At 69.0% G+C, this 21,249-nt stretch carries 19 protein-coding genes; 1 reads left to right on the top strand and 18 read right to left on the bottom strand.

The genetic code is table 11. The features are described 5' to 3' along the window. Positions 1-957 (bottom strand): GNAT family N-acetyltransferase, encoded by a 957-nt coding sequence (locus KGD87_RS19740; RefSeq protein ID WP_284661800.1) that lies wholly within the window; start codon positions 955-957, stop codon positions 1-3. 76 nt (positions 958-1,033) lie between these two features. Beyond that, complete coding sequence (locus KGD87_RS19735) at positions 1,034-1,705, bottom strand: hypothetical protein (RefSeq protein WP_284661799.1); 672 nt, start codon at positions 1,703-1,705, stop codon at positions 1,034-1,036. 166 nt (positions 1,706-1,871) lie between these two features. Between KGD87_RS19735 and KGD87_RS19730 the strand changes: the two genes are divergently transcribed. Further along, positions 1,872-2,858 (top strand): DUF481 domain-containing protein, encoded by a 987-nt coding sequence (locus KGD87_RS19730; protein WP_284661798.1) that lies wholly within the window; start codon positions 1,872-1,874, stop codon positions 2,856-2,858. Positions 2,859-2,932: 74 nt separating this feature from the next. Here the strand turns inward: KGD87_RS19730 and KGD87_RS19725 are convergent, their stop codons facing one another. The 16 genes from KGD87_RS19725 to KGD87_RS19650 all read right to left on the bottom strand — a co-directional run bounded on the left by KGD87_RS19725 (position 2,933) and on the right by KGD87_RS19650 (position 21,247). After that, positions 2,933-3,388: a cytochrome C oxidase subunit IV family protein gene (locus KGD87_RS19725; RefSeq protein WP_284661797.1), complete on the bottom strand. Its 456-nt coding sequence runs from the start codon at positions 3,386-3,388 to the stop codon at positions 2,933-2,935. A 14-nt stretch (positions 3,389-3,402) separates the two neighbouring features. Then, entirely contained in the window at positions 3,403-4,071 is a 669-nt protein-coding gene (locus KGD87_RS19720; RefSeq protein ID WP_176413461.1) for a cytochrome c oxidase subunit 3 family protein, read from the bottom strand. Further along, positions 4,061-5,731, bottom strand: coding sequence for a cytochrome c oxidase subunit I (gene ctaD / locus KGD87_RS19715; RefSeq protein WP_163786618.1), 1,671 nt, complete (start codon positions 5,729-5,731; stop codon positions 4,061-4,063). Before ctaD ends, KGD87_RS19720 begins: the two co-directional genes overlap by 11 nt. Then, positions 5,715-6,761, bottom strand: coding sequence for a cytochrome c oxidase subunit II (gene coxB / locus KGD87_RS19710; protein WP_163786617.1), 1,047 nt, complete (start codon positions 6,759-6,761; stop codon positions 5,715-5,717). Before coxB ends, ctaD begins: the two co-directional genes overlap by 17 nt. After that, positions 6,758-7,639: an SCO family protein gene (locus KGD87_RS19705; protein WP_284661795.1), complete on the bottom strand. Its 882-nt coding sequence runs from the start codon at positions 7,637-7,639 to the stop codon at positions 6,758-6,760. Before KGD87_RS19705 ends, coxB begins: the two co-directional genes overlap by 4 nt. A 36-nt stretch (positions 7,640-7,675) precedes the next feature. After that, positions 7,676-8,161 carry a hypothetical protein gene (locus KGD87_RS19700; protein WP_284661793.1) on the bottom strand — a complete coding sequence of 162 codons (486 nt, stop codon included), beginning with the start codon at positions 8,159-8,161 and terminating at the stop codon, positions 7,676-7,678. After that, positions 8,158-9,396: a hypothetical protein gene (locus KGD87_RS19695; protein WP_163786895.1), complete on the bottom strand. Its 1,239-nt coding sequence runs from the start codon at positions 9,394-9,396 to the stop codon at positions 8,158-8,160. Before KGD87_RS19695 ends, KGD87_RS19700 begins: the two co-directional genes overlap by 4 nt. After that, a complete protein-coding gene (locus tag KGD87_RS19690) occupies positions 9,393-9,986 on the bottom strand; it encodes a c-type cytochrome (protein WP_163786894.1) in 594 nt (197 codons plus the stop codon). The genes KGD87_RS19695 and KGD87_RS19690 overlap by 4 nt, the downstream gene beginning before the upstream one ends. Continuing rightward, positions 9,983-10,528, bottom strand: coding sequence for a DUF3341 domain-containing protein (locus KGD87_RS19685; RefSeq protein WP_163786893.1), 546 nt, complete (start codon positions 10,526-10,528; stop codon positions 9,983-9,985). The genes KGD87_RS19690 and KGD87_RS19685 overlap by 4 nt, the downstream gene beginning before the upstream one ends. 4 nt (positions 10,529-10,532) lie before the next feature. Continuing rightward, positions 10,533-11,948, bottom strand: coding sequence for an NrfD/PsrC family molybdoenzyme membrane anchor subunit (gene nrfD, locus KGD87_RS19680; protein WP_163786892.1), 1,416 nt, complete (start codon positions 11,946-11,948; stop codon positions 10,533-10,535). A 3-nt stretch (positions 11,949-11,951) separates the two neighbouring features. Beyond that, a complete protein-coding gene (locus KGD87_RS19675) occupies positions 11,952-15,146 on the bottom strand; it encodes a TAT-variant-translocated molybdopterin oxidoreductase (protein ID WP_284668666.1) in 3,195 nt (1,064 codons plus the stop codon). Next, entirely contained in the window at positions 15,143-15,805 is a 663-nt protein-coding gene (locus KGD87_RS19670; protein ID WP_163779600.1) for a cytochrome c3 family protein, read from the bottom strand. Before KGD87_RS19670 ends, KGD87_RS19675 begins: the two co-directional genes overlap by 4 nt. Positions 15,806-16,203: 398 nt before the next feature. Then, the gene (locus KGD87_RS19665) at positions 16,204-16,569 is read right to left on the bottom strand and encodes an HNH endonuclease (protein ID WP_163779602.1); all 366 of its coding nucleotides are present in this window, start codon (positions 16,567-16,569) and stop codon (positions 16,204-16,206) included. 1 nt (position 16,570) lies between these two features. Beyond that, a complete protein-coding gene (gene pdeM / locus KGD87_RS19660; RefSeq protein WP_284661787.1) occupies positions 16,571-17,224 on the bottom strand; it encodes a ligase-associated DNA damage response endonuclease PdeM in 654 nt (217 codons plus the stop codon). Next, positions 17,194-19,665: a ligase-associated DNA damage response DEXH box helicase gene (locus tag KGD87_RS19655; RefSeq protein WP_284661786.1), complete on the bottom strand. Its 2,472-nt coding sequence runs from the start codon at positions 19,663-19,665 to the stop codon at positions 17,194-17,196. The genes pdeM and KGD87_RS19655 overlap by 31 nt, the downstream gene beginning before the upstream one ends. Then, positions 19,652-21,247, bottom strand: coding sequence for an ATP-dependent DNA ligase (locus KGD87_RS19650; RefSeq protein WP_284661785.1), 1,596 nt, complete (start codon positions 21,245-21,247; stop codon positions 19,652-19,654). Before KGD87_RS19650 ends, KGD87_RS19655 begins: the two co-directional genes overlap by 14 nt. Positions 21,248-21,249 lie beyond the last annotated feature (2 nt).

The following is a 21,249-nucleotide window of genomic DNA, read 5'->3' as shown; positions in this document are numbered from 1 at the left end:
TCACGCCCACAGCGCGCGAGCGAAGGGGATGTCCACGGCGGCGGGCAGACCCTCGCGCAGGGGCCGCACCATGGGCAGCGAGCCGTCCCGGGCCTCGCGGCTGGCCTCGGGCAGCCGGGCCACCCACGGCATGGTGCCCGGCTCCTCCCACAGCACCACCTTGGACAGCCCGGCCTTGTGCGCCTGGGCCCCCGCGGCCTCCAGCAGCGCGGCGGCGTCGTCCTCGGAGCGCGCGTCCAGCATCAGCACCACCAGCTCGCCGTGGCGGGCCACCATCGCCCACAGCGCCGTGGACGCGCCCACCACCGCGCCGCAGGCCCGGGGACGAGGGCGGCGCAGCAGCTCCGCGTAGATGCGCTCGCGCTCCAGGTGCCAGTCCACCTGCGTGGCGTCCGGCCACAGGTAGAAGGGCACCTCCGGCCTCCACATCCGCTCGAGCGCCGAGGGCACGTCCGCGTCCTCCAGCAGCGCGTCCACCTTGCGCGTCACGGGCCCATTGCCCACCGGCAGGTGCCAGTCCCAGGCGGGGACCTCCTGGTAGCCGGAGCGCCGGTAGATGCGGGCGCCCACGTCGGAGTAGAGCACGGCGGCCTGGGCGTCCGGCTCCGTGCGCTCCAGCTCCGCGGCCACCCGGTCCATCAGCCGCGTGGCATGGCCGTGCCCGCGCAGCGCCGGCTCGGTGAAGACGCTGGCGATGACGAAGCTGTCGCCGCGCGTCGTCCGACAGCCGGGGCCGCGCAGGTAGCTGGGGGTGCGGAACGTCTCGCACGAGGTGAGCACGCGGCCGGCGTCGTCGCACAGCAGCCAGGTGCGCAGGGTGTCCCGGCTCCAGGCGTGGGCGCGCAGCCGCTGCTCCCGTTCGAGGAACTGCTCGACGGTGAGCGGCGAGCCCCAGGCGGCGTAGGTGTGGCGGTCTCTTTCGGCCTGCTGTGCTTCGTTGGCGACGACCAGATGCATGGCGGAGCAGGGTAGCCGCGCGCGCGGCGCTTCGCAGCAGCCCTGGAGGACCCGTGAGGCCCGCCTGCCCTCCGCCTTACAGGCGCACCGTGTAGGGGAAGCGGAAGTGGAGCTGAAGGTAGACCTGTCCCACGTGGAAGATGCCCTCGCTCAGGCGCTCGGGCAGACCCAGGCCTCCCAACTCCTGCGGGACGTAGAACGCGGACTCCCAGCCCACGCCCAGCAGGAAGCTCTTGGAGAGCGGGAGCTCCAGGTCGATGCCCACCTCCGCGCCGGGCCGCACGAAGTGCGTGTCGGGCAGCGTGTCCGAGTGCATGTAGACGTACGTGAGCAGCAGCCCCGCGCCGAGCGACAGCCGCGCCGGACTGGACGTCAGCGGCACCCCCAGTGACAGCGGCTTCCAGGTGGCGCCATACATCCCGGTGTCGCGCAGCTTGGGGGAGATGATGAGCGCGTCCGGGATGAGGATGGACGGGGAGATGCGGACTTCATCCAGGCTCTTGGCGTACTTGCGGTAGCGCGGGGGCACGCGGCGCTGGTTCTTCTTCAGCCACTCCTTGTCCAGCACCGCCTCCACGGAGAGCTTCAGCCCGGTGTGGATGGGCTGGTCGTCGAACACGGGGCCGAAGAAGGCGAAGGCCGCGGGCCCCACCCCCACGTCCACCGGGACGGTGACGCGCTGGGCGGGGGCCGCGGCGGGGACGAGCAGGGCGCAGAGCAGCAGGAGCGGTGCGGGGCGCAGGGGCATGGGGCTTTTTCTTTCAAGCGCCACCTGAGAGGCGGTGGGAACGGACCCACCCTGTGCGGCGGCGCGGGACGTGTCCGAATTTGACCATTAAGCCATTGAAGCGCGGAGGGCCTTTGAAGCAGGAAGGCGCCAGGCTTTTCGCCGGCGCCGTTGACCTGGAGATTCGATGCTTTCCGCTGCCTTCTTGATTGCCACGTCCCTGCAGGCCCAGACGCCTGCGCCCGCTCCCTCCACGCCGCCGGCGCCCGCCGCCGAGGCCGCGTCCGCCGCGCCCCTCAGCGTGGAGGAGCGCGCCGCCGCCGCCGCCGAGCGCGCCGCCCTCGCCGCCGAGCGCGCCGCCGAGGCCAGCGTCCGCGCCGCCGAGGCCGCCGAGCGCGTTGCCACCGCCACCGCTCCGCCCCCGGCCCCGGCCCCCGCGCCCGCCACCGACAAGAAGCCGGGCGTGTGGGACGTCACCGTCGGCATGGGCCTCATCTCGCTGACGGGCAACGCCTCCACCCTGACGGTGAGCGGCCTGGCCAGCGCCCAGCGCACGACGGACAACTGGATTTACGCCGTCAGGTCCTACGGCTCCTATGGCCGCAGCCGTCCGCCCGAAGTCACGGGGGAGGATGCCCTGTCCCAGGTGGTGGCGTTCAACGCGGGCCTGGAGCTGCGCGGCGACCGTCGCTTCACCGAGGTCATCAGTGGCTACCTGCTGGCGGGCGCGGAGACGGACCACGTGAAGAGCATGGAGTCGCGCACCTTCGGCGAAGGCGGTCTGGGCGTGCTGTGGTGGGATGAGAAGAAGGAGAAGGGCCGCGAGTCCTACCTCCGCACGGACGCCGCCTTCCGCTACGCCCACGAGACGCGCTTCCAGTACTACCCCACGCGGATGGACCTGCCGAACGTCGACCTGGGCGGCCCCCGCTTCGGCGCGGTGTTCCGCTACGGCCTGGCGCAGAACGTCACCTTCAAGGAGGACGTGGAGGTGCTGGTGAGCGTCATCGGCGACTCGCGCATGCTGTTCAACAGCCAGACGCAGCTCTCCGTGGGGCTCACCAAGAAGCTGTCGCTGGGCACCAGCTTCGTGGTGAGGCACGACAGCGCGCCACCTCCGGGCAAGGTGTCCACGGACACCGCGCTGGCGCTGAACTTCGAAGTGCTGCTGTAGCCCGCAAAAGCAACGCGGCGCCGGGGAAGTCCCTCGGCGCCGCGTGCGTGTGGCGGTGGGCCGCCCCGGCTGCCTTACTGCTTGGGCGCGCCGGACTCCTCGCCCATCTTCCCTTCCTTGCGGATGCCGCCGCCGTAGCGGCCTTCCTGCGCGTCCGCGCCGATGTCGAGCGCCTGCAGGTCGCTGTACGTCGAGCCCGGAGGCGTGGCGCCGCGGTAGCGGGTGCCCAGGTCCACCAGCGGAATGGCGAGCATCAGCAGCACGAAGAGGATGGAGACGGCGAAGACCAGCCGGTTGGCGCCGCGGTGGTCAATCAGGTGCATGAAGTACAGCAGCACCAGCGTGCCCTTGGTGGAGGCGATGACGAGCGCCAGCACCAGGCCCCACGTGGGGATGTGGATGCGGCCGGTGAGGACCGTGACGACCGTCAACACCAGCAGCAGGCCCCAGATGAGCCAGTAACGGCCCGCTCCGTGGTGCTCCTCGCGCATGTTCTGTTCTTCTTCCCGGGATTCGTTGGCAATGCCCATGGTGGAGGAACCCTTCAAACGAGGTACAGCATCGGGAAGAGGAAGATCCACACCAGGTCGACGAGGTGCCAGTACATGCTGCCCAGCTCGACCATCGTGTAGTTGTTCGGCCCGAAGTCGGCCTTCTTCAGCGCGCGGACCATGGAGAAGGCCAGCACGATCATGCCGATGACGACGTGCAGACCGTGCAGGGCCGTCGAGCAGAAGTAGACCGTGAAGTACAGGGGCACGCCCGGAAGCTGGATGCCCTCATACGAGTAGAAGCGGCCCGGCAGCGTGCCAATCTCGAACTTGTGGTGGTACTCGAAGTACTTGATGACGAGGAAGCCGACGGCCATCACCAGGGTGAGGGCAATCTGCACCGCGACCATCTTGTTCTTCCCCTCCTTCGCGTAATGCACCGCGAGCGCCGCGGTGAGCGAGGAGGTGATGAGCACCACCGTGTTGATGGTGCCCAGCGTCAGGTCCAGGCTTCGGCTGGCGGCGGCCCACGCCTCCGGGAAGAGGAAGCGGTAGACGCCGTAGCAGATGAAGAGGCCGGCGAAGAGCAGGATTTCCGTCGCCAGGAACAGCCACATGCCCAGGCGCGCGGCGTGGTTCTGCACCTCCAGCGACGCGAAGTGGCCGGCGAGCCGGGGGACGGGCAGGGCGGCGCCCCCGGCGGCGTGAGAGCTAGACTGCATCGGGCACCTCGGCCTTCTTGGGGTCCACGTAGAAGTGGGGCTCCTCCGGGAACACCGGCTGCGGCCCCACGAAGTTGTGGGTCGGCGGCGGCGACTCGGACATCCACTCGTAGCCCTTGCTGCGCCACGGATTCTTTCCGGACGCCTTGCCGTAGACCAGGGCGTACGTCAGGTACATCGCGATGATGATGAACCCGAACGCCAGCAGGGACGCGCCCGCCGTGGAGGCCACGTTCAGCGCCTGGAAGCGCTCCGGGTACTCGTAGTAGCGGCGCGGCATGCCGTTGTTGCCCAGGAGGAACTGGGGGATGAACGTGGCGTTGAAGCCCAGGATGATGAGCGCCGCGGACACCAGGCCCCACCCCTCGTGGTACGTGCGCCCGAACATCTTCGGGAACCAGTAATGGAGGGCGGCCAGGAAGGCCATGATGGTCGCGCCCACCATGATGAAGTGGAAGTGCGCCACCACGAAGTAGGTGTCGTGCCACGGGACGTCCAGCGACACCGTGCCCAGCGCGATGCCCGTCATGCCACCGAACACGGTGAAGAACAGGAAGCCGCAGAAGTAGGCGAAGGGCGTCCTGAAGTCGACCGCGCCCTTGTAGACGGTGCCCACCCAGTTGAAGACCTTGATGGCGGTGAACACGCCCACCAGCATGGTCAGCACGCCGAACAGACCACCCGTGAAGGTGGACTGGCCGGACACGAACATGTGGTGGCCCCAGGCGAAGAAGCCGACGAAGGCGATGCCCAGGCTGGAGTACGCCACCGCGCGGTAGCCGAAGATATTCTTCCGGCTGTAGGTCGCGACGACCTCGCTCATCACCCCGAAGGCGGGGAGCACCATGATGTACACGGCCGGGTGGCTGTAGAACCAGAACAGGTGCTGGAAGAGCACCGGGTCACCGCCGCGGGCCGGGTCGAACATACCGAACCCGAACAGGTTCTCCACCGTCACCAGGCACAGCAGCAGACCGATGACGGGCGTGGCCAGCACCTGGATGCAGCTGGTGGCGTAGATGGCCCACACGAACAGCGGCATCTTGAACCAGGTGATGCCCGGCGCCCGCATGGTGTGGCACGTCACGATGAAGTTGATGCCCGTGACGATGGAGCTGAACCCGATGATGAACGCGCCGAACAGCACCGGCGCCACCGTGGTCGTCGTGTGCGCGCTGTACGGGGTGTAGAACGTCCAGCCCGTGTCCAGGCCGCCGTTGAGCATGCCCCACAGCGCCAACATCGCGCCGGCCAGGTAGATGTAGAGCGACAGCAGGTTCAGCCGGGGGAAGGCCACGTCCTTGGCGCCCAGCATCAGCGGCAACATGAAGTTGCCGAAGACGGCGGGGATGGCCGGAATCATGAACAGGAAGATCATGACCAGGCCATGGAGCGTGAACGTACGGTTGTACGTCATCGCGTCCATGATGGTCGGGCCCGGCGTCAAGAGCTCCACCCGGATGAGCAGCGCGAAGATGCCGCCCACCAGGAAGAACAGCAGGACCCAGAACAGGAACATGAGCCCGATACGCTTGTGGTCGACCGTCAGCAGCCACGACTTGATGGTGGTGCCGTCGACCAGGTAGTTCGGGTGATGGTCGTGATGCTCCTCGGGCGCGGGGGTGGCGCCCGGGGCTGCGATGCTACTGGATGGCGTCATAGGCGGGTCCCTCGGAGGCGCCCTCGCGGACGTTCGGAGTGCGAAGCGACTTGATGTACTCGACGATGGCGGCCGTCTCCGGGCCCTGCAGCTTGCCCTGGTAGGTCGGCATCACGTTCTGGTAGCCCGCCACCAGGTGGGCGCCCGGGTCCATCATCGACTGGGTGATATAGGCCTCGTCCACGCGGATGCTCTGGCCGTCCTCGAGCTGCTCCACGCGGTCATACATGCCCAGGAAGGTGGGGCCGATGTGCTGCGAGCCGTCCACCGAGTGGCACTTGAGGCAGCCCTGCGTGCCCGCGAGCACCTGGCCCTGCTCCACCATGCGCGCCACCGGCGGCACCAGGGAGTTGTCCGCCAGCGCGTCCTGACGGTCCTGCAGGCGGCCGCGGCGCTGCTCCTGGATCCAGTTCTCGTACTCCTCCTGCGGGAGCACGACGACCTCGGCCAGCATCTTCGAATGCGACAGGCCGCAGTACTCGGTGCACAGCACCTGGTACGTGCCCGGCTTGGTCGCCTCGAACCAGATCTGCGTGTAGCGGCCCGGCAGCGCATCCATCTTGATGCGGAAGGCCGGCACGTAGAAGGAGTGCAGCACGTCACGCGAGGTGATGAGCAGCCGCACCGGGCGGTTGGCCGGCACGTGCAGCACGTTCACCCCGTTGGGGCCCTCCGGGTAGGAGAACTTCCACATCCACTGCTTGCCCATGACGTAGACGTCCATCGCGTCCTTGGGCGGCGTGGTGACCCACGTGAAGTCCCGGAACCCGATACCGAACCAGGCCAGGAAGAACACGAGGGGAACGGAGACGAAGAGGAACTCCGTCTTCAGGGTGGGGACGACGTACTCCGTCGCCTGCGCCGGGAGGCGGCGGCGGTAACGGAAGAAGAAGAACAGGGCCGCCAGACCGACCGCCGTCGACATCACCATCGTCGTACCCACGACGAAGTGATGCAGCGTGTCGATGCGCTCCGCGAACGTGGACGCGGCCTCCGGGAGGAACAGGATATCGTTGAGAAGCTCGCTCATGCCGCCGCGCCTTTCTTCAGCTCGCGCCTCCAGAAAAAGATCAGCATCGTCGCCAGGGCGCAGAACACGGCAATGCCGCCCAGGCGGATGAACCCGAAGATGTAGAAGCCATACCGCCGACTGGCGGTGTCATACTTGAAGCAGGACAGGATGATCTGATCGAAGCTGGTACCCACGCGGCCATTGGCCGCCTCCAGCAACGCCAGCTTCATGTCCGAGGGAGGAAACGTCGTCCCGTAGAGATACCGGGAGATGCTGCCCTCCGGCGTGAGCACGTGCACCACGGCCGCGTGGGCGTACTGCTTCGTGCTCTCGTCGTAGGTGTATTTGAAGCCCAGGGCGTCCGCGAGCCGGCGAATCTCCGCGTCCGTCCCCGTCAAGAAGTGCCAGGGGGCCGTCTCCGGCTTGCCCATGGACTGCAGGTGCCGCCGCCGCCGCTCCAGGCTCTGGGCCGGGGTGTCGTCCGGGTCGATGCTGACGGTGACGGCTTCGTAGTCCTTGCCCAGCTCGAGCCCGAGCTCCTTCATGGACTGCACCTGGGCGTTGAGCACCAGGTTACAGAGCATGGGGCAGTTGTAATAGACGAGCGTCAGCAGCGTGGGCAGCGACTTCGGCACCACGTCGCCCAGGCGCACCTCGCGCCCGGAGGCGTCGAGGAAGCGGGTGTCCATGGGCACCAGCTCCCCCAGGTGCTCCTGCACGTCCACACCCTGGATGGGGGGCGGCAGGTCCCGCTGCGCCTCCAGGATGGCCCGGGGCGTCTTCCCGGCACCCGGCATGGCGGAGGCCGGCACCGCGACGGCCAGCACCAGCGCCGCCGCGGCGAGCAAGCCCGCGCGGCAGGCGCGCGGAAGGATGTAGGAGCAGGTGGACATCATTGCAGGACGGCTCTTACGACAGGGGAGCGGTGATGGCTACTGCTGCGGCGACGGAGGCGTCTGCCCGGGAGCCGTCTCCGGGGCGGGAGCCGTCTCCGGAGCGGGCGTGGGGGCAGGGGGCGGGGGCGGGTTGCGCTTCTGCTCGATGACCGTCTTCATCGCGGCGTCGATGGCGGGGTGCTGCTTCACCCCCGGCTGGTCACCCCAGCCGGCGCGCAGCGCCTGGTCCTGGGCGCTGAGCTTGTCCTCGGCGTGCCAGTCCTGCTCGAACAGGCGCTGGTTGACGATGCCCACCTCGTACTGGCCCATGGCCGCGGGACGCGGCGGCGGACCGTCCGGCTGGATGTCGGCCATGGTCCGGACCTGGATGTAGTAGGCCCAGACGATGCCCACCGCGAAGATGACGAGCGAACCCACGCCGATGCCCACCACCTTGCCCATGACCAGGTGGTCTTCTTCGGCCGCCACACCGTGCGCGCCGACGATGACGCGCGACTCGAGCTCCACTTGGGTCTTCTTCATGGCTGCACGTACCTCAAGGACTCGGCGATGTAGGGGTCCTTCACCGTCAGCGTGTACTGGCCACGCGCCAGGAGGAGGGCCGTGCCCACCGCGATGCCGCCCACCCCGAAGAAGGCCGTGAGCAGCGACCAGTGGAACGTCGGGCCCGCGTCACCCGTCAGGGCCGGCCACACCAGCCAGTACAGGTCCACCGCGTGGATGACGAGCAGGTACACCGCCACCACCGCCAGCTTCCGGGGCTGCAGCTTCAGGTTGCGCGACAGCAGGATGAAGAAGGGCAGCAGGAAGTGCAGGAAGAACAGGGCGATGGAGAGCGGCCGCCACGCACCGAAGATGCGCAGGCCGTACCAGGGCGCCTCTTCCGGGATGTTCGCGATCCACACCAGCATGAACTGGGAGAAGGCGATGTAGGCCCAGAACGCGGTGAAGGCGAGCATCAGCTTGCCCAGGTTGTGGAAGTGGTCCAGCTTCACGACGCTGCCGTAGAGGTCCTTGCCCTGAGCGTTCACCGTGACGATGGTCAGGATGCAGAAGGCCGCCAGGAAGCTTCCGGCGAAGTAATAGACGCCGAAGATGGTCGACTGCCAGAGCGGCGTGAGGCTCATCAGCCAGTCGAAAGAAGCGAACGTGATGGTGAGTGCAAGGAAAGGCAGCACACCCGGGGAGAACTTCCGCTGCTTCACCGTGAAGTCCAGCCCGCCCACCGTGTCCTGCTTCAGGCTCCAGGTCCGCAGCCGCCAGGCCGCGAACGTCCACAGGCCGAAGTAGATGATGTGGCGGACGCCGATGCCAATGGGCAGGTGGTTGTTCAGGTAGCCATGCTGCTTGTGGCTCAGGTGCTCCAGCTCCAGGCCGGAGTAGCCCTTCGTCAGCTCGGAGCCGGGCCACCAGGGGTAGAGGTAGGCGGCCATGGCCAGCAGCGGCAGGGCCAGCACGAAGAACACCGGAATCACCGCGGAGGCCGTCTCCATCGTCCGGCGCAGCACGATGAGCCACTTGGCCTTCGCCGTGTGGAAGATGGCCTGCATGATGAGGAAGGCGACGCTGATGCCCACCCAGTAGGTGAAGCCAATCAGGTAGGCGTGGGCCGTCTCACCCTTGGCGCCGGTGGCGAAGAAGCCACCCAGCGTGGCCAGCAAGCCGAGCACGCCCACGGCGAACGCGGGCACCATCAGAGTCGGCGTGCCGTTGTAGGGCTCGAAGCCCGTGTGCGAGTTGGTGACGGGGGGGCTCATCGGTTCTCCTGCGGAACGGGCTGCTGGCCGTCCGTGCGGGTATTGCGGGCCGTCTGGAGCGCGCGGACGTAGGCGACCACGGCCCAGCGCTCGCGCAGGTCGAGCTCACCGGAGAAGGACGGCATCACGCCGTAGCCCTCGTTGATGGCCATGTAGAAGTGGCCGTCCGGCTTGCTCTCCAGGTCCAGCAGCGAGGGCGGCAGGCGCAGGCCCATGTTCTCCGCGACAATGCTGTTTCCATCGCCCAGCACGCCGTGACACTGCGAGCAGACGATGTTGTACTTCTTCTGACCCAGGGTCAGCAGGTTCTGGTCCACCGTGACGGGCAGGTGGGCCACCGGCTGGCCGTCGCTGCGGCCCGTGAGGGCCACCTGACGCTGGGCGGGGTCCTTGAGCTCGGGGAGCCCGGCGAAGCGCTCACGCGGCACCGTGCCCGCGGGGGGCGTGCGCATGGCGCGGCCGTCCGCCCAGAAGGTGGACGCCTCGTAGTACTCGTACTTCGCCTGGTGCTCCATGCGCTGGAGGAACTCCGAGCTGACGTTGCAGCCCGTGAGCGCGGCGAGTCCGGCGGCGGGGATGAGCCACCTCATTCCTTCTCTCCCGTGACGAAGGTCACCTGGGTCGCGCCCAGGGCCTTGAGCTGATCCATGACCGGCGCCGCGTCCGTGCCCGTCGCCTGGGGAACGCTCAGCCAGTAGCCGTGCGTGGAGGCGGTGCGGAACTCCTCGGACTCGAAGACGGGGTGGTACGGCTGGGGCAGGCGGCTGAGCCCCAGCAGACCGAAGAAGATGCCGAAGGCGGCGAACAGCACCCCCAGCTCGAACGTGATGGGCACCCACGCCGGCAGCGACAGCAGCGGACGGCCGCCGATGTTGAGCGGGTAGTCGATGGTGTTCATCCACGTCTGCATGGCCAGCGCCGTGGCCACGCCCGTCAGGCCGCCGCACAGGGCGATGAAGGGCACGCGCGAGGGCGGCAGGCCCAGGGCCTCCGAGCCGCCGTGCAGCGGGTACGGAGAGTAGGTGTCCATTCCCTCGAAGCCCTTCTCCCGCATCTGGCGGGTGGCAACCACGAGGGCGTCCGGCGTCGGGAACTCGGCCAGGACCCAGGATTCGAGAACGGTGGCTTCCATGGCTCTAGTGCGCTCCGTGGGAGTCGGCGCCGTGGTGGGCGTGAGCGGCGTGCTTGAGCTCCAACTGCAGCTCCTTCACCTCGCTGATGGCGACCGCGGGCACGAACTTCAGGAAGAGGAGGAACAACGTGCCGAACAGGCCCAGGGTGCCCACGTAGATGCACCAGTCGACCCACGTCGGCGTGTAGATGCCCCATGAGGACGGCAGGAAGTCCTGGCTCAGCGAGGTGACGATGATGATGAACCGCTCACACCACATGCCGATGTTCACCGCGATGGACGCGACCCACATGATGGCGATGTTGGTGCGGGCCTTCTTGAACCAGAAGATGTTCGGGGTGATGACGTTGCACGCAATCATCAGCCAGTACACCCCGGCGTAGGGGCCGGTGGCGCGGTTCACGTAGAAGGTCCAGATTTCATACTGGTTCTGCGAGTACCAGGCGATGAAGTGCTCCATCAGGTACCCGTAGGAGACGAGCAGGCCCGTCGCCAGGATGACCTTGTTCATGTTCTCCAGGTGCCGGTCCGTAATCACGTCCCGCAGGCCCAGGTACTTGCGCGCCGGGACGATGAGCGTGATGACCATCGCGAAGCCGCTGAACACGGCGCCGGCCACGAAGTAGGGCGGGAAGACGGTGGTGTGCCAGCCGGGCAGCAGGGAGACGGCGAAGTCGAACGAAACGATGGTGTGCACCGACACCACCAGCGGCGTGGAGAGGCCGGCCAGCAGCAGGTACGCAATCTTGTAGTTGTGCCAGTGCCGGCCGGAGCCGCGCCAGCCGAGCGCGAACAGGCCGTAAATGGTCCGCTGCAGCTTCGTCTTGGACGAATCACGCAGCGCCGCCAGGTCCGGGATGAGGCCCACGAACCAGAAGAGCGCGGACACCGTGAGGTACGTGGAGATGGCGAACACGTCCCACACCAGCGGCGAGCGGAACTGCGGCCACGCGCCCAGGGTGCTGGGGTAGGGGAACAGCCAGAAGGCGAACCAGGGACGGCCGGTGTGCAGCAGGGGGAACAGGCCGGCGCACATGACGGCGAACAGCGTCATGGCTTCGGCGAACCGGTTGATGCTCGTGCGCCACTTCTGCTGGAAGAGCAGGAGGATGGCGGAGATGAGCGTACCGGCGTGGCCGATACCGACCCACCAGACGAAGTTGATGATGTCGAACGCCCAGCCGACGGGCTGGTTGTTGCCCCACACGCCGATACCGCGGGCCAGCGTGTAGGTGACACCGATGACGAGCAGGCCCAGCGCGCTGAGCGACAGGCCGAAGAGCATGAACCAGCCCTTGCCCGGCTTGCGCCAGACATGGTCCAGCAGCGTCTCGTTCAGGGACGCGTCGTCATGGTGCGGCGCGACGAGGGGCCGCGGCTCGAGCGGATCGAGGGCGGCGTTGGCAGCAGTTTCAGCCATGGCTCAGTGGCTCCCTTGGTTCGCGGCGGCGGTCGCGGCGGGCTCGAGGGCGGGGTTGGGATTTCGGACGCGGATGAGGTGCGCGGTGCGCGGGCGGGTGCCCAGCTCGTGGAGCAGCTTGTACGCGCGCTCATCTTCGTGGAGCTGCGTGACGCGCTGCCGCGGGTCGTTGAGGGAGCCGAAGGTGATGGCCTGCGTGGGGCAGGTCTGCTGGCAGGCCGTCTGCAGTTCCTTCTCGTTGATGAGGCGCTTCTCCACGCGGGCTTCGATGCGCGTGCGCTCGATGCGCTGGACGCAGTACGTGCACTTCTCCATCACGCCGCGGTTGCGGACGGTGACGTCCGGGTTCATCAGCATCTTCTCGGTGGCCGTCTTGTCCGCCGTGTAGTGCAGGTAGTTGAACCGGCGCACCTTGTACGGGCAGTTGTTCGAGCAGTACCGGGTGCCGACGCAGCGGTTGTACACCATGTCGTTGAGGCCCTCGTCCGAGTGCACGGTGGCGTTCACCGGGCAGACGTACTCGCAGGGGGCCTTCTCGCAGTGCACGCACATGACGGGCTGCATGACCATCCGGGGGTCGCTCTCGCTGCCCTCGAAGTAGCGGTCGATGCGCAGCCACTGCATCTCACGGCTGACGGAGACCTGCTGCTTGCCCACGACGGGGATGTTGTTCTCCGCCTGGCAGGCAATCACGCACGCGCTGCAGCCGGTGCAGCGCGACAGGTCGATGGCCATGCCCCACTTGTAGCCCTGGGGGTTGTCGGGGCCCTTGTCGTAGTTGAAGGGCGGCAGGTTGTCCTGGACTTTGAACTTCAGCTCGCCCTTGACGCGGTGGAGCGTGTGCTGGGTCGCGGTGGACGGGTTCTTCAGCTCGGACAGCGGCATGTCCAGCGCCAGCGGGCGGTTCTCCATCCGCCAGTGCGTCTGGGTCAGGCTGAACTTGTAGCTGCCGCGCACCTTGGTGAGCGTGGCGCCGCCGTCGAACCAGGGGGCCTTCAGGGTGCGCACGGCGTTGGCGTTGAAGCCCACCGCCTTGGCCACCTGCTCGTGCAGGCCGTCACGGCCGTAGCCCAGCGACATCGTCACGGTGTCGTTGGCGTGGCCCGGCGTAATCCACACCGGCACGGTCAGCTTGCGCCCGCCGTAGCTCAGCTCCGCCAGGTCACCGGGCTCCAGGCCCAGGCCCTTGGCGGTCTCCGGGCTCAGCAGCGCGGCGTTGTCCCAGGTCATCTTGGTGATGGGGTCCGGGAGCTCCTGCAGCCACGAGTTGTTGCCGAAGCGGCCGTCGAAGATCTTGTAGTCGTAGACGAAGTTGATCTCGAGCTCGCCCGCGGCGGGGGCCGCGTAGCCCGTCACCAGCGCGGAGGCTGCGCCGAAGTCCGGAGCGCCTTGCACCGGGGCGGCCTGCGTGCCGGGGATGGCGCCGTCGGAGACCCAGCTCTCCCAGCGGGCCTCGAAGTCACCCTGGCCCTCGGCCTGACCCTGCCAGTAGTCGCGCAGCATCTGGTACGCGGGGCGGTAGGGCTCGTCGAGGAACATCGCCAGCAGCTCGGACTCCGCCACGCCGTTGTAGAGCGGCTGGATGAGCGGCTGGGCAATGGCCACGGTGCCGTCGAACGAGCGGCCGTCGCTCCACGTCTCCAGCGGGTGCGCCGCGGGGACGAACCAGTCGGCGTACTGGCTGGTCTCGTCCTCGTAGAGGCCCGTGTAGAGGACGGTGAGGTTGCCACGGTTGGGGTTGGTCGCCGGGTCCAGCAGCTCCTTCAGACCCGTGTCCGCCGGAACCGAGAACACCGGGTTCCAGCTGGTGATGACCAGCGTGTCCACGCGGCCGGCGGTGAGGTCCTCCACCAGCGCGCGGACCTGGCTCAGGCCCTCCTGCTCCGCGATGGACGACTGCACGTACTTCACCGTGGTGCCGGTGTTGCCCAGCGCGGCGTTGATGGCGTGGGCCAGCGCGTGGACCGCGGCCGGCTGACGCTCACCCGCGACCACCAGGCTGCGGCCAGGACGCGCGGCGCGCAGGTCCGCGACGACCGCCTGCACCCACTTGTCGTGGTCCGCCTTCAGCGACGCCTTGTTGGCGGCGGCGCCAGCCAGCGAGGCGGCGGGGCCGCCCACGGCCTGCGCCACCGCGGCGGCGACCGCGAGCACTTCCTGCGACTTCACGCGCAGGCGGTGGTCGGCCATGCCGCCGGTGATGGAGAAGCGGGCCTCGGCCACGTAGAGCCGGTTGAGCGGACCGCTGTTCGGGTCGCGGCGATTGGCGAACTGGCGCGCGTAGGCCAGGTTCTCCGGGCGGCTCTCCAGGAAGTCCGCGTCCAGCGCCAGGACGATGTCCGCCTGGGCGAAGTCGTAGATGGGCGTGACGGCCTGGCCGCCGAAGAGCGCGCGGGTCGCCTCGGCCTGCGTGTCGTGCGTCTGCGCGGTGTAGCTGTGGAAGCGCGCGTTCGGCAGCTTCTTCAGGATGCGGTTGCGCAGGTCGCCGGTCAGCGGCGAATTGCCGGGCTCGGACAGGAAGCGCACGCGGCTGCCACCGTCACCGGCGGAGGCCTTGTTGGCGCGGTTGACCAGCTCCTCGCGCAGGGTGCGCAGGGCGCGGGGGCTCTTGCCCTGACGGAGCACGCGGGCGCGGCTCGGGTCGTACAGGGACAGCAGGAACGCCTGCTCCCAGGGGCCGGCGGCGCCCTGGTTGACCGGGTGGTCCGGGTTGCCCTCGATCTTCACGGGGCGACCCTCGCGGGCGGTGATGAGCAGACCGGAGGTGTGGCCGGCCAGCGTCATGCCGGACGCGTAGTGGAGGGGGTTGCCCGGGACGAGCTCGGGAGGCGTCTTGGTGTACGGCAGGAGGCGCTCATCCACCGGACGGGTGCTGCACGCCGTGGCGCCGGCCAGGGCCAGCGAGGCGCCCAGCAGGTGCATGAACTCGCGGCGGGCGAAGCCGGTGGGCGCCAGGTCCGCGCCGGCGGGGAACTCCGGCCGCGTCTCTTCCAGGTAGGCGGGCGCGCCGAGCTTCTCCTCCAGGCTGCGCCAGTACGTCTGGCCATAGCCGGGCTCGGAGGAGGAGGCGTTGGCGGCGGCGTGCTCGAGCGCCTCGCCGACAACGTCGGACGCGGCGGCGGGCCGGTCCGTGACGACCGGGAGCGCGAAGGAGGAGGGGGTGTCCTGCGACGGGGCGCCGTCGCGCTTCGTGTTCATCGGTGGCATGTGGAGCAGCTCTCGCGCGAGTGGACGTCGTACGCTTCTGCCAACTGGCGGCCAAGCTCAGCGGCCTTGGCCTTGTCTTCGGGCGGGGTCCACGTCATGGACGTGATGAACTCCGCCGGACGCAGGTGGGGCTCCGGATTGCGGTGGCAATCCAGGCACCAGGCCATGGTGAGCGGCGCGGCCTGCTCCACGGCGGCCATCTGGTCGACGCGGCCATGGCAGGTGGCGCAGCCAACGCCCTTGGCCACGTGGATGGAGTGGTTGAAGTAGACGAAGTCCGGCAGGTTGTGCACGCGGACCCAGGGGATGGGCTGGTCGGAGAAGAACGCCTTGCGGACCTCGGTGAGGTACGGGCTCTTGTTCCAGACCTGCGCGTGGCAGGACATGCACACCGTGGTGGAGGGGATGCCCGCGGAGGGCGACTCCTCGACCGTCCAGTGGCAGTACCGACAGTCAATCTGCTCATCACCCGCGTGGTGGCGGTGATCGAACTCGATCGGCTGTTCAACGGGCCGCTGCTGGCCAGTGACGTACGGCGAGCGCACGTAGGCCATGAGACCGCCGATGCCGATGGCGGGCACGGCAAGGAGCGCCGCGGCTGACAGCCGCGACACCGTGTTCGTCCAACGTGGGAAGAGAGGGCCGCTCATACCAGGACCATGGGCAAGGGGGCTTCGAAAGAAGCGGTGACGGGAACGAAAGGCGAGGCGTGGGCGTTGCCGGGCACGGGGAGCGGAGGGGCGTTCCCGGCCCCAACGGGGCGGGTGGGCGGTGGCTCCTGGCGCACTGAAGGCGAAGCGGACACGTCCAACGAGACCTCTATTAGTAATGCCGTGGGCGGGGCCCTCCTTCTCTCCCTGCCCTAATGCGGCGCGGGACCATCGGGCATCGACACGGCAGTGTCAACCATTCAGATGTGGCGGTGCGGGGATACCACTTCCACGTGCGAGGGCGGAAAGTCGCCGTCGCGCGGTGATGAATCTCTCTTCTGGCGGGAGGTAGGGGTGATTGAGCAAAGCACCCGCCGGGGTGGATCACTCCGGGTGTTTCACGGCTCTTCGTCGGTCTCCCGCTTTCGCCAGCGCGCGAGGCGCCGGGCCAGCAGCCGTTCCACCAGCTCCCGGGCGCGTGCGTCCCGGTGATAACGGGCGTCATGCCGGGAGCCCTTGCCTTGGTTGCACCGTGCGCAGGCCAGCCCCAGGTTGGTCAGCGCCTCGGTGCCCCCGGCCGTCTTCGGGAGGATGTGCTCGATGGTGGCGCGGCTGATCGGCTCGCCATCCAAGCCGACCCATAAGTGCGCGTTGCAGTGCAAGCACTTGCCGAGCCACGCCTCGCGGCCCCGGTGGTCGGCGCGCTCGAAGGTATTATCCGTTTCGATGATACCCAGTATCTTGCGACGCTTGGCGTAGCTCATCCTACACCTCGACGACTGCGGTGCCGGCGACGGCGAAGATGCGATCGCCCGCGCGGCGGGAGACGTTGAGTCCACCGGTGAAGGCGCTGAAGGCCGGGAGTACGCCCACGCCGCGTCCCACCTGAAAGCAGGGAAGTCGCAGTGTGTCGCTCTTTCCACCCAGCCGCACCATGGGGTGGAGGTGACCTGCCCAGACATAACGGCCGGACACGGGCTCCGGGTGGTGGGCGAAGTGGAAGGGGCCTTCGTCGATGGAGGCCTCGCGGACGTCCAGGCGCCAGCGCTCGGGCAGCGTCTTCACGTGCCGGTCATGGTTGCCCCTCACCAGGACGCACGCCACGGAGGCGTGGAACTCCCGCCACACGGCCAGCCGTTCGACCACGGCGGGGGTGAGTCCCTGGCGGGAGTGGATGAGGTCGCCCAGCAGGAGCAGGCGGCGGGCACCGGTGGAGGTGAGCGCCGCGGACAGGCGGGCCAGGTCGTCCTCCAGCACGCCGGTGGGCAGGGGGATGCCGTGCTGCTGGAAGCTCTCCGTCTTGCCCCAGTGCAGGTCCGCCACGGCCAGGGTGCCGGTGTCGGGCCAGTACAGGGCGCGCTCCGGGAGCAGCTCCAGCAGGGCGCCCGCTATGCGGACCTGGCATCTTCGCGAGTCCATCGCTCCTTCAAGCGCTCCACCCGCTCCAGCAGGGACTCGCTGGACAGGCTCGCGCTGATGCGCTCGACGACGAGCGGGAAGCCGAGCGGCGTGGGCCGGCGGACCTGGATGAGCTCCAGGGGCGCGGCCTGAAGCCGCTCCAGGGTCCGCTCCAGGCGCCCCTCCTCGAACTGTTGCTCCAGCACCTCCCGGCGTGCCTGGACGAGCAGGAGGTTGTCCGGGTCGTATTTGATGAAGACGTCGTGCAGCAGCGACGCGCTGGCCTGGACCTGTCGCGAGGACTTGCGCGCGCCGGGCAGGCCCGGCAGCACCAGCCCGGCGATGCGGGCGATGTCGCGGAACTGGCGCTTCGACAGCTCGCCGACGTTGACGCTCTCCAGGACGTCCGCCTCCAGCCGCTCGCGAGTGAAGAGGGCGGGGCGCAGCGCCTCCTCGAAGGGGAAGGGCGTGGGCGTGAGCAGCTCCAGGCCGTAGTCATTCACCGACAGGGTGAAGGTGGCCTTGCGCAGGCGCGTCAGCCGCAGCGCCAGCAGCGCGGCCAGTCCCTCATGCACCAGGCGCCCCTCGAAGGGATAGAGGAAGAGGTGGTGGCCGTCGCGCGTCTGGCACGTCTCCGCGAGGAGGAGGTCCGCCGCGGGAATGCGGGACAGGCGGGCCTGCGCGTCCAGCACGGGCCAGGCCGCGGCCAGCTCGTCCGAGGTGACGTCGCCATGGCGCGCGGTGTCCAGCGTGCGCCGCACGGCGGCGGCCAGTGAGCTGGACAAGGGCAGGCGGCTGCCGCCCCAGCGCGGCGTCTGGGTGACCTTCGTCTTCGCGGGCCGCACGTATGCGGTCATGTCCTGGAGGCGGCTGAACTCCAGCTTCTTCCCCGCGAAGATGAAGGTGTCGCCCGGCTTGAGGCGGCTGACGTAGGACTCCTCCACGCTGCCCAGGCGCCCGCCGCTCCAGTAGCGCAGCTGCACCACGGCGTCGGAGGTGATGGTGCCGATGTTGATGCGGTGCATGCGGGCCACGCGCGCGTCCGCGACGACGCAGCGGCCCTCGTGCTCCACCACGCGGCGGAACTCCGGGTAGGCGCGCAGCGTGGGGCTGCCCTCTCGGACCAGGGACAGGGCCCACGCGAACGCCTCGTCGGTGAGGCTGGCGAAGGCCGCCGCGGTGCGCACTTCGTCGCGCAGGGCATCGGGCGTGAAGCCGCCGCCCAGCGCGCACGTCACCAGGTGCTGCGCCAGGACGTCCAGCGGCTTGCTCGGAGGTGTGCGGGCCTCCACCTCGCGGCGCAGGAGCGCGTCCTTGGCGGCGGCCATCTCCACCAGCTCCAGCGCGTGCGTGGGGACGAAGAGGATGTGACAGGTGGCGCCCGGACGGTGGGCGCCGCGGCCCGCGCGCTGCATCGTCCGGCCAATGCCCTTGGGGCTGCCCACCTGCACCACGCGCTCCACCGGGCCGAAGTCCACGCCCAAATCCAGCGACGAGGTGCACACCACGATGCGCAGCGAGCCTTCCTTGAGGCCGCTCTCCACGCGCTCGCGCTCGTCGCGGTCGATGGAGCCATGGTGGAGCGCGATGAGGTGCTCCCACTCTGGACGGGCGAAGCGCAGGCCCTCGAACCAGCGCTCGGCCTGGGAGCGCGTGTTGGTGAAGATGAGCGTGGAGCGCTCCGGGTCCAGCCACGCGCCCACGCGGGCCAGCATGGAGAAGCCCAGGTGGCCCGCCCAGGGGAACGCATCCACGGACTCGGGCAGCAGCGTCTCCACGACGACGGGCCGCTCCAGCGCCGCGCTCACAAGCGTGGGCGTCTGGCCGGTGCCCACGGCGTGACGGGCGGCCTCTTTCAGGTTGGCCAGCGTGGCGGACAGCGCCCAGGTGCGCAGGCCGGGGGCGAAGTGGCGCAGGCGGGCCAGCGCCAGCTCCAATTGCGAACCCCGCTTCGAGCCGAGCAGCTCGTGCCACTCGTCCACGATGACGGAGCGCAGCGACGCGAACAGCTCGGGGGCCCGCTCATGCGTGAGCAGGACGCACAGCGACTCTGGCGTGGTGATGAGCACCTGCGGCAGCCGCTCCCGCTGACGCTGGCGCACCGAGGAGGACGTGTCGCCGGTGCGGCTCTCCACGGTGATGTCCGCGTCCAGCACGGTGAGCGGCTCCCGCAGCGCCTTCTCCACGTCCCGGGACACCGCGCGCAGCGGCGTCACGTAGAGGAGCTGGAGCCCGGGCTGTCCCTGCGCCGCGACGTCCGCGAGCGGCCCCAGGTAGGCCGCGTACGTCTTGCCCGCGCCGGTGGGGACGTGGATGAGCCCGCTCTCGCCGCGCGCGTGGGCGGCCCAGGCTTCTTCTTGAAACGGGTAGGGCGTCCACCCCTTCGCGCGGAACCAGCCGCGCAGGGCCTTGCGACTGGCGGCAATCCGCGCCCGCAGCGCGCGAGGCCTACCCGCTGGCACGGAGCAGCTCCTTGAGCGAGTCCAGCGTGTCCGCGTCCCGCGGCTTCTTGTCCGTCCGCCAGCGGGCGATTCGGGGGAAGCGCAGCGCGACGCCCGACTTGTGGCGCGGCGAGGACTGGATGCCCTCGAAGTGCAGCTCGAAGACCTGTTCAGGCTCCACCGAGCGCACCGGGCCGTACTTCTCCCGCGTGTGCGCGCGAATCCACCGGTCCAGCCGGCCAATCTCCGCGTCCGTCAGGCCGGAGTACGCCTTCGTCACCGGCTGGAGCTCCGTGCCGTTCCACACCGCGAAGGTGTAGTCGGTGTACAGCGACGAGCGCCGGCCGTGGCCCGGATGCGCGTACAGCAGCACCGCGTCCACCGTGAACGGGTCAATCTTCCACTTCCACCAGTCGCCCCGCTTGCGCCCGGTGAGGTACGGCGACTCCAGGCGCTTGAGCATGAAGCCCTCGACGTTGCGCGCTCGCGCCTCGCCCCGCGCGGTGGCCAGGTCCTCCCAGGTGGCCGCTTGCACGACGGGGGAGACAGGCAGCCGCGGCACGTCCTCCAACAGCGCCTCCAGCTTCGCGCGCCGCTCGCGCAGCGGCTGGCTCCGGAGGTCCTCGCCTCCCAGCTCCAGCACGTCATAGGCGATGAAGGCCGCGGGGGCTTCGGCCAGCACCTTGGGCGTCAGCTTCTGCCGGCCGATGCGCCGCTGGAGCAAGGCGAAGGGCAGGGGCGTTCCGTCCGCGTAGGCCAGCACCTCGCCGTCCAGCACCGTGCCTTCGGGCAGCGCCACCGCGGCGTCCGCGATTTCGGGGAAGCGCTCGGTGATGAGCTCCTCGCCCCGGCTCCACAGGTGCACGCGGCCCTTGCGGCGGATGAGCTGGCCCCGGATGCCGTCCCACTTCCACTCCACCAGCCACTCCGCCCGGTCGCCCAGGTCTCCGGGTGGCTGCTCCAGCGGTGACGCGAGATAGAAGGGGTAGGGCCGGGAGCTGTCGCCGTCCGACACGTCCTGGGACACGAGCTGCCGGAAGAAGGTGGGTGAGGGCGTCCACGTCCCCATCAGCCGGTGCGCCACGCTGGGCGCGGGCAGGCCCGCCACCTGCGCCACCGCGCGGACCACCAGCGTGGAGGAAACGCCCACGCGCAGCTCGCCGGTGAGCATCTTGTTGAGCAGGAACAGCTCGCGCCGGGGCATGGCGTGCCACCAGGACACCACCTGCTCGCGTTGCCCGGCGGCATCCAGTCGCCGCAGCGGCAACAGGCGTTGCTCCAGCCAGGTGGACAGGGGCAGCTCCTCGGTCCGTGCCGGGCGCTCGCGTGCGTCCAGCAGCAGGGCAATCACCTCCGCCAGGTCGCCCACGGAGGCGTAGACCTCCTCGAAGAGCCAGCCGGGGATGCCCGTCAGCTCCTGTGTCCACCCCACCAGCAGCTTCGTGGGAATCAGCCGCTTCAGCTTCTGGCCCGTGAGGAAGTAGAGCGCCCACGCCGCGTCCTCCGGGGGCGCTTCCTGGAAGTAGCGCGCGAGCGCTTCCACCTTGGCGTTGGTGGACGTGGTCTGGTCCAGCGCTTCGTAGAGGTCCGCCAGTCGCCGCACGC

Source organism: Myxococcus sp. SDU36, from assembly GCF_030168875.1.
Taxonomy (GTDB): domain Bacteria; phylum Myxococcota; class Myxococcia; order Myxococcales; family Myxococcaceae; genus Myxococcus; species Myxococcus vastator.
The sequence above is the reverse complement of the archived record's forward strand: the minus strand, read 5'-3'. Positions and strand labels throughout refer to the sequence as shown.